Source organism: Burkholderia contaminans (genome assembly GCF_029633825.1).
Classification (GTDB): domain Bacteria; phylum Pseudomonadota; class Gammaproteobacteria; order Burkholderiales; family Burkholderiaceae; genus Burkholderia; species Burkholderia contaminans.
Genome location: NZ_CP090640.1, coordinates 1,561,677 through 1,573,901 on the forward strand (window position 1 = coordinate 1,561,677; position 12,225 = coordinate 1,573,901).

Consider the following 12,225-nt stretch of genomic DNA (forward strand, 5'->3'; position numbering starts at 1 on the left):
CCTCGCCATGTCCCACCTGAACCGTAGCGAGAAGACACGGTCGCGTTCGCTGGTGCACAATCGGTCTCTTGCCATCCAGTTAAGGGCTTTTCTATACTCGTAATGCACTGAGCATAGATTGCGATGCGCGTGCCGAAATCGTGGCAACTGGATTTCAAATTCCTATACTCTTTTCTGAAGAACAAAGCGCAGACATCGCAGGAAGAGACCTCATCAACCACTCAACGGGGCATCATGGGAAGCTCAGGCTCGGGCAATTTTTCGGACTATCCCGGCACGCAGGCCAAGGAAGTCGCAGGAGACGGAACTGGCATGGCCGGCGGCGCGAGCGGCGTCGACAAATGCAAACAGGCGTTCGCGACTCTGCTGGAGGATGTCGGCCAGTGCGACTTCTATTCACAATTCAAGAAAGTGCCGGCGCCCGGCACCCAGCTGGGCATCTTCTTTGATAAAAAGCGCATCTTCGCAGTCGACGTGAACGGTGTGAAGGTGGGCGCGCTTCCCACATCATTCAACTATCTTGCGACCTGCTTGGCGGGCGGCGTGTCTTATGTCGGCGTCGCGAAGAGTTCGGCGGACAAGCCTGTTCCCACCGTCGAAGCTGACTTCGTTCCGCAATAATCATGGCCCCCACAGACGCAGTTCTGATTGTTGGGGAGCTGTTTGTCGACTACACGCTCGCGCGCCATGGTGCGATATGCAAGCTTCGTTTGGGTGGCGTCGCGCACGCTGCGCGAGGACTTTGGGCGGCAGGCCTCGATTACTCCGTGGCGGCAGTCTGTCCGCAGTTTCTAGTAGACGAAGCGAAGCGCTATCTGAAGGAGTGCGGCTGTAAGGAGTTCATCTGGCTTGGTGATGTCGTCGGCGCACCGAACGTCATTTTGATTGGAGACGCGACGGAGGTCTCGCATCAAGGCTACGAAGATTTGATGCGCGACACCAAGGTGGTGAAATTCCGTGACCCGCTTCCGCGGCTCGATGCTTACCAGAAGGTCGTTATCTTCCCCGGTCGGTTCGATATCAACGAACTCACTAGCGTTTTCTCTCCGGACGCGCGCTTCTCGTTCGACATCGCGTATGACCTGGACGACTTGTCAGCGCTCGAGACATACAGCGGGCGCACGCAGGCGCTCATCATCTCGACATCGTCTTCGTTGTTCGAGCGGCTCGGCAAGGACGAGATTGGCGGATTGATAGCCGCGGTCAAGAAGCTGTCACCGGACGTGTTCTTGTTGAAGGAAAATCGTGGCGGCAGCCGGCTCTTCGATTTACTCGACGGCGGCGTCGAAGAAATACCCGCGACCCTTGGCAAAACGATTAACTCTGTCGGAGTTGGCGACGTCTACACCGCTGTGATGGTCGGCCTCTCTCACAAGGGATGGACTGAAGCCGCGTGGCGCGGCTGTCAGGCTGCGACGGAGTACACGCAGTCCACGTTCCCCGACGACATCAAGCGCGACGTGCAACGAGGTTTCCTGCTGTCTCTCGATGCGCTGCAGTCGCTCGGCGGGACCGTGCTTCCTTGGCACGACCGGCCGCGCTATCCAATCTACCTCGCCGGCCCGGATTTCTCCTACGTTGAGAAGCAGGAACTCGAGCGAGCCGCGGATAGCCTCAAGTATCACAACTTCAAAGTGCGTCGCCCCATTCAGGAGAACGGCGAGCTGAAGCGGCCTGCGAGCGAAGCCGACCTGCGTCGCACGTATTACATGGACTGTCAGCTGCTCAAGGAGTGCGACGCCGTCTTCGCGGTTCCGTTCGACCGTGACCCTGGCACGCTCGTCGAAATCGGCATGGCAATCGCGATGGGGAAGCCCGTCATCACCTATGACCCACGGCGGGAAAATGAGAACACGATGGTCGTCGTCGGAAGTTCGGTATACTCCGCCGACCTTGACGTGTGCCTCAACGGCACTTTCGAAGCTCTTGCCAAATTGAGGGCCGAATCGCGATGAAAAGAGCGCTTCTTCTGGCCTCTGGTGGGCTGGATTCAACGACCGCTGGTTACCAGCTCGCGACTACGGGCGTCGAGGTCGTCCCCATTTTTTTCGACTACGGGCAACATTGCGTAGAGATTGAGTGGAGTCGAGTCAATGAAGTCTTGCCAGCCGATATGCAGCGGCCTGAGCGGTTCGACATCTCGGATATCTTCAGAGGTTCGCAGTCGCGGCTGATTCGCGAAGCTGACCTCTGGAGTGAAGAGGTCCAGGACGACGACTTGTACATCCCGTACCGAACGATGCTGTTCTTTGCTGCTGCGGCAGCGCGCGCACAAACGGTTGGTATCCTGGATGTTTATACCGGCTTCATCAACAGCAACCACGCCAAAGAAATTGACTGTACCGCCGCGTTTATGAACAGCCTCGATGGACTCACATCGAGCATTGGTCCCGTTCGTTTTCACTCTCCGTTCCGCTATTCGTCCAAGGCCGATGTGGCTAGAACGGCTGCGGAGCTTGGTGTGCCTATCGGACGCACCTACTCGTGCCAAGCGTCTTCAAATTTTCCATGCGGTGCCTGTCCGAACTGCGTAGAACGACTAAACGCATTGAAAGAGGCAAAGTTGGTATGAGCAGGATTGGCGACAAAGCGTCAGCCTTCGAAGTGTTGCTCGCAGCACGTCGCATTGCTGACCACGCGAAGGATGAGGGCGCGCTATTTGACGAAAAGCATTCGCGTACTACGTGCGAGCATATGGGCGCGGTTCTTGCGGATTCGGTGCTTCAAGCTGGGCTGAACTACACAACGGTTGTGCGTCCTCGGGTGCTGGCTATCTTGCGGGTGCACCCCACTCGCCATACGATTTCCTCGTTGGTTTCGTTGGTACGAGATGGCAACGCCGGCGCATTCTTGAACTGGCGCCACCACGAGAAAGTGAGTCGTTTCGAAGCGTTGGTCGCTTTCATGGACGACTGGGGAATCGATGACGTGAAGGACTTGCGCGCCGGATTGGCGTCCGAGCAGTTCCGTGATGCGATTCAAACGGTCAACGGCATCGGACCGAAGACCGTAGACTACATGGCGTGTCTCATTGGCCTCGACTCTATTGCAGTTGACCGCCACGTACGGACATTCGCAAAGTTGGTCGGGGTCGAGAACGACGACTATCACTTCCTGCATAAGTCCTTCTGCTGTGCAGCAGACCTTCTTTCACTACCGAGACGTGAATTCGACGCTTGGCTATGGCGCAGAGCCGCAGGGTCGTCTCCGGTACAGCTGACTCTCGGAGTCTAGGCGCCGGTCGTGGCGCGCACCTTTGTGCGAGTCCCATATCCCAAAGACCGTGATTCCATTTTCGTCGGTTCGGCTTTGACGTTCAGGACACCGTTTGCAAAGTTGACTCGGTCGGACCGTCTAATGCCACTTGGTCGTCCACTGCGCCAGCCTTGCAAAAGAGTTGCCAGTTCCCGGAGTGGACGTGAGGTACCACTTGCGTGCTTCAGTGCGGTCGCAACTTTGCGCCAGGCTGCAAGGGCGGCCGAGGGCGTCGAGCGCGCGGTGACCTGATTCGCGGAATCATTAGTCAGCTGATGCATCGTGACGGGGACTTCATCAAGAGGGTACCTTGCGACGACATCTGTTGGACGGGGCATCGCGTGACTCGACTCTATTTCGACAGACGTCGCCGAAGCACTCTACGTCCACTCGGGTACGGTTTTTGGACCAGTTGGTGTGCGGGAAAGGAGGCCTATAGTAGACTTGAGGATTGCGTGTCGGGGTCGTCAGAAAAAAATGAAAATCGCTATCCTCCATCTCAGCGACATCCATATCAAAGAGACAAAAACACATGTCCTTGATAGGTGGGAAAAAATTTGCGCAACTGCCAACAATCTTTTGCCCGACGTTCGTGCGGTATTCGTTGTGGTGACTGGAGATATCGCGTACGGTGGTGCTGAGGCGGAATACACATTGGCCGAAAGGTTCTTTAGTAACCTACTCGATTGTATTCGCGCCCGGGTAGCGAGTGACGCGATTGTCTACATGGTCACTGTTCCCGGAAATCACGACGGCACATTCAAACAACAAAATGCCGCGCGAAAAGCAATTATCGATAGTGTTATTAATGACGGGGTTATCGACAACAGTGTAATTGACGCCTGCGTAGCTCCGCAGGTCCATTATTTTTCGTTTTCGGAGCGCTTTTCGTCCGATTACGTGACCTTTAGGGACCGGCTGTGGGTGGAGCACGAGGTGAAGGTCGATAACCACGTTATCGCATTCAGCGCTATCAACGCCAGTTGGTTGTCGCAGGTCCCTGAGACGCCCGGCAAGCTCGTTTTCCCGGTAAAGCGGTACCTGAATCTCGCGAAGGGGAACGCGTCGGTGCGCATTGCACTGATGCATCATCCGCTGAACTGGTACGCACAGGGCACCTATCATCCGCTGAGGGAGCTTTGCCGCAGTCAGTATCAGGTCGTGATGTCCGGGCACGAGCATTCGGCAAGCGCGTCAACGGTAAGCGACCTGCAATTCGGTGACAGTTTGAACCTTGAAGCAGGCGCTCTCGACCCGCATGAGGCGGACGGTGTGAGTTCGTTCTCTGTTGTGAAGCTTGACCTAGACAAACAACTGTTTGCAAAAGTAGATTTCTCGTGGGATGGGCAGCGATACATGCCGACGGACGGAGATGCAGTCTGGGACTCCTTCGTTCCGCTACCCCCTCGGCGAAATGACGGATTCGCATTAACTGACGAAACGAAAGCGCGTCTCGAAGACGTCGGCGCCACGTTCACTCATCCGAGCAAGGAACGTATTGTCCTATCCGACATTTTCGTGTATCCAGACTTGCATGAGCTTTCTGGGCTTGAACTGGACGGGCCGAAGACCATTAGTGCCGAAATCCTCGCAAAGCAAATCAATAAAATAGGTAAGGCTCTGGTCCGTGGAGATGACCAATTTGGTAAAACGGCGCTCTTACACACACTTTATAAAGCATATTTTAATGCAGGCTACGTGCCGGTGCTGGTGACCGGTCGCGACCTCTTAAGTGAGTCGGATGAACGGCTGGAGCGCATGCTGCATAATGCCATCGAGTCGCAGTACGGGCCTGATACGGCCACTCGATATGGTCAACTAGAGAAAACCTCAAAGGTGCTCCTCGTCGACGACTTGGACAGAACCAGTCATCGACCAGAGACACTTGCAAAGGCACTGGAGTACGTTGACCGTCATTTCCAGCAAGCAGTCGTTTCTGTGAGCGAACGGTTTGACATAGCGGAGCTTTCATCAGCTCGCACCGCCGAGGTGGGTGCCCGGTTTTCGCAATATAGGCTTCTCGGTTTTGGGTACAAGCTACGGTCGTCGCTTATCCGACGGTGGTTGACGCTAGGTGATGCATACCCGCATGCCGACCTCCAGGCGCGTGTTCACGATGCCGAAACCATAATCGATGCAGTTATTGGGAAAGGACTTGTTCCAACGACGGCATTCAATGTATTGGTTCTGTTGCAGTCCCTCGAGGTCAGCGCAAAAGGTTCACTAGCCAATTCCGGGATGGCTGAATATTATGAGTTCCTTATTCGACGAAGCTTGTTCCAAGCGAAGCTTCGGGGCGAGGAACTCGATGAAGTTTTTAGCTACCTCGCACATCTCGCATGGCTCTTTCACTCTAACAGCGTAAAGAGTCTCGACGAAACTGACCTTGAGCGATTTAATTCTGAATTTTCGACCAACATTCATCGCACCGACCTCGCGACTAGACTGGAGCTGCTGACTAGATGCAAAGTGTTAGCGAAAACCGGGAGTAGCTACTCATTTCGGTACGAGTATATTCGCTACTTCTTTGCTGCAAAATATATTGCGGATAATATCGAGGACAGACCTGAGCTTCGCGATATGGTGCTCCATGCGTGCCAGCATCTCTATCTCCGGGACAACGCCAACATCGTTCTGTTTTTGACGCATCATAGTGCCAGTAAATGGATAATTCGGGAAGTTGCAGGAGTTCTTGCGAAGCTAGTCGCTGATGTTTCACCTTTTGACCTGCAACGCGACACCGCTGTCTTAAACAAGTGGGTCACGCAACGCGCAAAGATAATCGTCGATGCCAGCAATGTTGAAGCCAATCGCTCGTCCGAGCGGGAGCGAGCCGATGAGGCTTCGAGGTTGCCGGAGCATGAACCGGAAGAGGAGGTTGCGTCCCTCGAGGAGTTGGACCAGGTCGCTCAGCTGAATTTGCTCTTCAAAACAAGCGAAATACTCGGACAGATACTCAAGAATCGATACGGTTCTCTCGACAAGTCCTTCAAACGTGAACTTGTCCGTGAATTATTTGAAGGCCCCCTGCGCGGCATCAATAGGTTCCTGATACTTGTCAACGAGGCCCCCGAAGCATTGATGGAGGAGGTCAGTGCTAAATTGATTGACCGGCTGCCCAAGCTCTCGAAAGAGGACGCGGATAGACACGCACAGAGGTTGATTTTTTACTCTCTGGGAATGTTTGCAGAGGGCCTCCTTGCCCGGCAGGGTGAACTGGTGGGGTCACCAAAACTGAAGGAAACGGTCGAGCAGGTTGCGCGAGAGGGGCATGACACATTCAATCTGGTCAGCATCGCTGCGCAGCTGAGCTATCCAGGACATGTCCCAATGGCTGCCATTGAGCAACTAGCGAAGAAGGTGAAGGCGAATGTTTTTGGCCACCGATTGCTCCAAGGGATTGTCGCGCGGCACATGTACATGTTCTCGCTTCCAATAGACGAACGACAGCAGCTAGCGCAAGCCGTTGGCATCGATTTGCGAATCCAGTTGGCCAACGAGGTGCGTGCTGACGCCAAGAAGCTTCCAGGCCATAGCAGGCAGCCGTCAAATACGAGGAATCTCTTGGGACGGCTCCATAAGTCTTTCCTACTGCGGAACGAGAAGGCTATCGACGCCGTTCTGGAAAAAACGAAGGACGCCAAGAACGAGGGCAATGGCGAGTCGTCTTGATACAGTGACGGACTCCGCAGCCCGGTTGGCGGCTGCGGAGTGCCTATGAGGTGAACCTTCTCTTGTCGACTTCGTTTCTTTACGCGAAGCGCTAGCCTGGCACCCGAGTGGCTAGCCTTAGGGTAGGCATGACGTCCAGTGGGCCGTACGAGGCCACTGCGGCGACGGAGAAGACTTCCGCGAGTAAGAATCGCGAGCTCGCGGAACGGCGCTAGGGGTTCTTTCGGAAAGGCACTTTCCCGACCGTGAGCTAGTATTACTTGACACTACGGGGCTCACATGGCGGCTGAGCCGCTCGGCGCGACGTGAGAAAAAAGTCACGTCTATCCTGGCTGCGGCGCAACGTCCCTATGTCAATGCGTGAGCCGCGCTGGTTCGTTACGTTGGCGAGCGCCATCTGCCTGAATTTCACCTTGACGGCATGCGACCAACGGCCACCTCCCGACATCGCGAGCACGGCCTCTGCACCGGAATTGACAACGGCATCGAAGGCCCCATTGGCGCTGCCCGCCGACGGACTCGACGATGAAACCATCGCGAACTATCTGCATGCTGCGATGGACTACAAGCGGCCGGACGAGTTCTCCAAGGGCTTTAACGACGCCGCCTTGGTCGGCCGGCACTTCAAGATTTACATTCCCGCAGACAAGGAAGGCGAGCGAGGGCCGACGTATTCCTACGATGCGGACAAAGAGCAACTCACTCTCACTGTTCGTCCGGCCTATAGTGTTAGCTCTCTTGACTATCTCACCTTCGTGCGGGAAGTGTCGTACGGAGCGCCCAAGCTGGAATCCAATGCATACAACGTAACCAAGGAGGTCACACCGGTCTCATACCGGGTCATTGGCATAGGCGCCGTGGCGGGCACGTACATGGGCGTCTTTCCGAAAGATAGCTATTCGACGAAAGACGCCATCGTTTATCGCGACCTCACCAAAACGCTCAAACTCTCTCCGGATGCAGCCAAGAGAGCCATCGAAGGCCTGACGATGGAGGTCGAAGGTACGGTTACCAAGGACCGCAATGGCCATGCGATTGGCTGCATGGCAAGCACTCGAGGCGCCACGGTCGACCACTTGTATGAGGAAGATTGGCTCCAGTGCGTGCTGCTGGCGAAGCTCACGCACATCACCGTCAGCTCGCCAAGTGCGGGCGTGCTCGCTCAGTGGGGAGCGTCCGGTCGAGTCGAACACACCAAGGGCGTTAAAAAGGCTAGAGCCGTGGCGGCCACGGGGTGACGCCTGCCGAAATCGCTCGGGCGTCCGGTGAGCCGCTTTGGCTGCTCGCGTTGCAGTGAGCGGAGCGATGTTCGTGGTGTCAAGCATCCTGGATGTGGCTGGCACCGAAGAAGACGCGTGGTAACTCGGGCTACCGACTGCCGTATCGTGGTGGAACATCGTCCACGGCATCCCAACGGGAATCGACGGTCGGGTCTAACCAGTCGGCCGCCCGCAGTATCCACGCTGCATCTACGACATCGTCCGACGCGGTCAGTTTTTTTGATTTGAACTCGGACGCCAGTGCTCGTAGCCGGTTGGCTCGCTCGAGCTTCAATGCCCATTCCTCGACCTGCTTCAAACGGTCCAGCTCTATCCGGCGAATTTCTTCAAGTCGTGCACGTTCCGCCTCCTTGGCCTCCGCAATGACTCGTTGTTCGGCAGCTATCTCTGCATTGACGGAATCTCGAATGACCAGACGACGCAGCTTGCCAACAAATGCCTGAATCTTTGTCTCAATTGGAGCGCTTCGTGTATCAGCAGTGCTTGCTTCGGCGTAGCTGTGTCCGGGACGGAATACTGATATTTCAAGTTCGTTCGTGGGGTGATAGATGGAGCGCTGGCTGTGCCAGTTGTATCCGAGCCGTTTGTTCTCAGCAGCTTGCTCTCGTGTGAGGGGAACCTTCTCCTGCCGACTCCGCTCCTTTACGCGGAACGTTAGCTTGGCATCCAAGACAGAAACATAAGCGGAGTCCTCCTCGTTGCCCGCTGTAGAAAGTCGATAGCCTGCCGCCGACAATGTCTCCAGTAGCTGGTTTAGCACGAGGAGCGCGCGCAACGAGTTTTGCTCCGAAACGGAGATACGCATGAGCCCGGCGCCGTCGCAATAGGGCCAGTCTCGAGAATCTCGCTGTTTGCCCCCAAGCTTCTTCGCCATACGCTTGATGAGCGGCAGGCAATCATCGACCGAGGTACGAGGTGCGACAACCGGTACTTCGGGGGCGTGAGCGGCATCCTCATCAATCCTAGCCTGAGTGCGCGTCGAACGTTCATCGTCGAGTGTGTTTTTATATATGGTGCGCTGGTACGTTGTCGGCCCTTTCGTCGGCGCCAAGGATGGCTTCTTAACAGTCTGACCGGCGGCGACTTTTGCCCAGTAACCCACGGGTGGAACGGGTATGTTGAGGTTGACGCATATCTTTCGAAGACCGACGTCGGAGATTTGATACCTCTTCGCCACCTTGCTGACAGGTTCAGACCAAATTTCCTCGTAGAGCTTTTCGCGTTCGAAATTTTGAGTTTCTGATGGCATGCCAGTCCCTCGATGTCTTTCGGAAAACCGGGTGTCAAGGCTGTGTTCGAAGCGCATCCCCAGACAGCACAAGGGAGGCTAGAGTAGTCTCAGAGGCCGGCGGATTACGGCTTGCCCGCAAATACAAGCTCGTCGACCTGTTCGTACACTTCTGCGCGTCCTTTCGACGACGGATTCTGAGCTGGGGAACCTTCGCTGAAGCGATGTGCTACCGCTTTTGGCACTGTTCAGCGGTGGAGCGATGTGGCGCCCCATATTTTGAAATACCCTAGCGTCGATATCGCTCGACGTACTCCTGGTACTCACGCAAGGCCCTCATATGGCCGTGCATCGGTTCTTCCGCATGACATCCTATACAGAGCACCTCGAGATTTGAGTCACGGTTGTCGTACTTCTGGCCATTTCGATGGTGGACATGTAGAAATTTTGAATCCGTTTGTCGGAGCATTGTGTTGCACGCGGCGCATCGATAGCCTCGTTGCCGTTTGGTACGTTCCGATATTTCGTTCCAATCCTGCGAATAGACATTGAGCGGCGCTGTATCGGAGGAGTGCACTGGTTTGACTGCCATCAGGTCGCGCGGGTATTTCTTGAAGAAATCTGGAAGGGAAAATTTGGAAACAAGGGTGAGACGTCCATCGCGTGGCATCTTCATGTCGAATCCGTTCCAATGGATTTCGTCCAGACAGTTTTGACATACGTTCAATCTGACGTGCTGGGTCTTTACGTCACTCTCGATGACGTTGACCTGAAATCTCCCGCTGTCTCCATTCGCCACAACGTATCGGTCAAATCGAGCGTTCCGGCGCATCTTATCGAGAGTTCGGCAATATGCGAGATGGTAGCGGGGCATACTTTCCTGATGGCCGATTGACATGATGTCCCTGATGTACAGCAAGACGCGATATCCCTTGTACGCGAGCGTGCTGCGTATTTCGGCGAGCGTGATCAGCGATTTCGGTTGAACGTGATCAGTGGTTCCGATTGATGGTGATCGGTCGTTTCGGTCGAAGGTGATCACTTATCACCGGTTTCCGAAACGAGCGATCATCTTGCCGAAGCGGGTGATCACGTTCCCGGAATGAGTGATCAGCGAACCGAAACAGCTGATCACGCGACCGAAACGGGATAGCCGTTCCGGCTCGGCGGTGGTGTTGCGCATGTGATCAACGACGGGCGTTAGCCTTGATCCTTTTTAGGGGACAGGTTGATGCCGGCACATCGGATGAGCATGCGCAAACTGAAGGAAGTACTGCGGCTGAAGTGGGCGTGCGGCCTGTCGCACCGCCAGATCAGCCGCGCGATCGGCATCAGCGTCGGCGCCATCTCGGCATACGCCGCCCGCGCGAGCGCGGCGGGCCTCGACTGGGCTACCGTCGAACCGCTCGCCGACGACGAGCTCGAGATCAGGTTGGACCTGCCGGAGGAAACCGCGGTCCCGACCCGCCGGGTCGAACCGGATTACGCGGCGATGCACCGCGACCTGCGCCGCAAGGGCGTGACGCTGCAACTGCTCTGGGAGGAGTACGTCGAGGCTCACCCAGGCCAACGCACCTATCGCTATACGCAGTTCTGCCAGCGGTACAAGGACTGGGCTGCGGCGCTGAAGCGCTCGATGCGCCAGCAACACCGCGCCGGCGAGAAGCTGTTCGCCGACTTCGCCGGGCAAACTGTGCCGATCCTCGGTCGCGACGGCGGCATCGCGTTCAAGGCTCACGTGTTCGTGGCCGTCCTCGGCGCCTCGAACTACACCTATGCATGTGCGACGCGTTCGGAGGCCATGCCCGACTGGATCGGCAGCCTGATCGACGCGTTGGAATTCTACGGCGGTGTCCCCGAGCTGCTGGTGCCCGACAACCCCAAGGCATTGATCGCCAAGGCGGACCGGTACGAACCGGTGCTGGGCAACACCACGCAGGACTTCGTGAACCACTACGCGACCGCCATGTTGCCGGCGCGGCCGCGCAAGCCGCAGGACAAGGCGAAGGTCGAGGTCGGCGTGCAGATCGTCGAGCGCTGGATCCTCGCACGGCTGCGCAACCACCGCTTCTACAGCCTGGCCGAGCTGAACAAGGCGATCGGCAAGCTGATCACCGACCTGAACCGGCGTCCGTTCAAGAAGCTCGACGGCAACCGCCGCGAATGGTTCGAGCGGCTAGACCGCCCGGCGCTGCGCCCGTTGCCGACACGCCGATACGAGATCGCGACCTTCGTGAAGTGCCGCGTCAACATCGACTACCACGTCGAAGTCGATCACCACTATTACAGCGTCCCGCACAGCCTCGTGCGCCAGGAAGTCTATGCCCGCGTGACGCGCCACGGCGTCGAGATCTTGCACCGCGGCAAGCGCGTTGCCGCCCACGCCCGCAGCCGACTCCGGAACAAGCATACGACGTTGCCTGAGCATATGCCGGCGGCGCACCGCGCCCACATGGAATGGACGCCAGGCCGGTTGTTGAACTGGGGCGCCTCGGTCGGTCCCGGTGCCGAGGCGATCGTCAAACATCTGTTGACCAACCGGCCCCATCCCGAGATGGGGTACCGTGCCTGTCTCGGACTGCTGTCGCTCTCGCGCAAGTACGGCAAGGAACGGCTGGAAGCCGCCTGCCAGCGGGCGCTCGTGATCGGCTCACCGACCCGCCGCTCCGTGCTGTCGATCCTCGAATCCGGCCTGGACCGACAGCCGATGCTCCCGATTCCGCCCGCCGAATGGCATTCGCCCGATCACGAGAACGTGCGCGGGCCCGAGTATTACCACTGACCCAAGGA

10 protein-coding genes are annotated in these 12,225 nt (G+C 56.8%); 7 read left to right on the plus strand and 3 right to left on the minus strand.

Annotated features, from left to right (window positions below):
* The first annotated feature begins 123 nt into the window (after window positions 1-123).
* The 6 genes from LXE91_RS07315 (at window position 124) to LXE91_RS07340 (ending at window position 8,165) form a co-directional block, all read left to right on the plus strand.
* Window positions 124-621, plus strand: a complete 498-nt coding sequence (locus LXE91_RS07315; protein WP_223274416.1) for a hypothetical protein — start codon at window positions 124-126, stop codon at window positions 619-621.
* A 2-nt stretch (window positions 622-623) separates the two neighbouring features.
* Window positions 624-1,955: a nucleoside 2-deoxyribosyltransferase gene (locus LXE91_RS07320; RefSeq protein ID WP_223274417.1), complete on the plus strand. Its 1,332-nt coding sequence runs from the start codon at window positions 624-626 to the stop codon at window positions 1,953-1,955.
* Window positions 1,952-2,572, plus strand: coding sequence for a 7-cyano-7-deazaguanine synthase (locus tag LXE91_RS07325; RefSeq protein ID WP_039352178.1), 621 nt, complete (start codon window positions 1,952-1,954; stop codon window positions 2,570-2,572). Before LXE91_RS07320 ends, LXE91_RS07325 begins: the two co-directional genes overlap by 4 nt.
* Window positions 2,569-3,234, plus strand: coding sequence for an HhH-GDP family DNA glycosylase (locus LXE91_RS07330; protein ID WP_039352181.1), 666 nt, complete (start codon window positions 2,569-2,571; stop codon window positions 3,232-3,234). Before LXE91_RS07325 ends, LXE91_RS07330 begins: the two co-directional genes overlap by 4 nt.
* A gap of 498 nt (window positions 3,235-3,732) precedes the next feature.
* On the plus strand, window positions 3,733-6,927 hold the full coding sequence (locus LXE91_RS07335) for a metallophosphoesterase (protein WP_039352183.1): 3,195 nt from the start codon (window positions 3,733-3,735) through the stop codon (window positions 6,925-6,927).
* A 350-nt stretch (window positions 6,928-7,277) separates the two neighbouring features.
* Entirely contained in the window at window positions 7,278-8,165 is an 888-nt protein-coding gene (locus LXE91_RS07340) for a hypothetical protein (protein ID WP_141716939.1), read from the plus strand.
* 130 nt (window positions 8,166-8,295) lie between these two features.
* Here LXE91_RS07340 and LXE91_RS07345 read toward each other — a convergent pair whose 3' ends face one another.
* The 3 genes from LXE91_RS07345 to LXE91_RS07355 all read right to left on the minus strand — a co-directional run bounded on the left by LXE91_RS07345 (window position 8,296) and on the right by LXE91_RS07355 (window position 10,618).
* Window positions 8,296-9,456 (minus strand): hypothetical protein, encoded by a 1,161-nt coding sequence (locus LXE91_RS07345; RefSeq protein ID WP_069301846.1) that lies wholly within the window; start codon window positions 9,454-9,456, stop codon window positions 8,296-8,298.
* 268 nt (window positions 9,457-9,724) lie between these two features.
* Window positions 9,725-10,477 carry an HNH endonuclease signature motif containing protein gene (locus LXE91_RS07350; protein WP_186311774.1) on the minus strand — a complete coding sequence of 251 codons (753 nt, stop codon included), beginning with the start codon at window positions 10,475-10,477 and terminating at the stop codon, window positions 9,725-9,727.
* Between the two features lie 3 nt (window positions 10,478-10,480).
* Window positions 10,481-10,618 (minus strand): hypothetical protein, encoded by a 138-nt coding sequence (locus LXE91_RS07355; RefSeq protein WP_006400880.1) that lies wholly within the window; start codon window positions 10,616-10,618, stop codon window positions 10,481-10,483.
* Between the two features lie 48 nt (window positions 10,619-10,666).
* On the opposite strand from LXE91_RS07355, the gene istA reads away from it, so the two are divergent.
* Complete coding sequence (istA, locus tag LXE91_RS07360; protein WP_012213865.1) at window positions 10,667-12,217, plus strand: IS21-like element ISBmu3 family transposase; 1,551 nt, start codon at window positions 10,667-10,669, stop codon at window positions 12,215-12,217.
* Window positions 12,218-12,225 lie beyond the last annotated feature (8 nt).

What these genes read in the sequence shown, in the direction of transcription:
- LXE91_RS07315 (WP_223274416.1), top strand. Translation starts at nt 124, where the DNA reads ATGCGCGTGCCGAAATCGTGGCAACTGGATTTCAAATTCCTATACTCT.
- LXE91_RS07320 (WP_223274417.1), top strand. Translation starts at nt 624, where the DNA reads ATGGCCCCCACAGACGCAGTTCTGATTGTTGGGGAGCTGTTTGTCGAC.
- LXE91_RS07325 (WP_039352178.1), top strand. Translation starts at nt 1,952, where the DNA reads ATGAAAAGAGCGCTTCTTCTGGCCTCTGGTGGGCTGGATTCAACGACC.
- LXE91_RS07330 (WP_039352181.1), top strand. Translation starts at nt 2,569, where the DNA reads ATGAGCAGGATTGGCGACAAAGCGTCAGCCTTCGAAGTGTTGCTCGCA.
- LXE91_RS07335 (WP_039352183.1), top strand. Translation starts at nt 3,733, where the DNA reads ATGAAAATCGCTATCCTCCATCTCAGCGACATCCATATCAAAGAGACA.
- LXE91_RS07340 (WP_141716939.1), top strand. Translation starts at nt 7,278, where the DNA reads ATGTCAATGCGTGAGCCGCGCTGGTTCGTTACGTTGGCGAGCGCCATC.
- LXE91_RS07345 (WP_069301846.1), bottom strand. Translation starts at nt 9,456, where the DNA reads ATGCCATCAGAAACTCAAAATTTCGAACGCGAAAAGCTCTACGAGGAA.
- LXE91_RS07355 (WP_006400880.1), bottom strand. Translation starts at nt 10,618, where the DNA reads ATGCGCAACACCACCGCCGAGCCGGAACGGCTATCCCGTTTCGGTCGC.
- istA (WP_012213865.1), top strand. Translation starts at nt 10,667, where the DNA reads ATGCCGGCACATCGGATGAGCATGCGCAAACTGAAGGAAGTACTGCGG.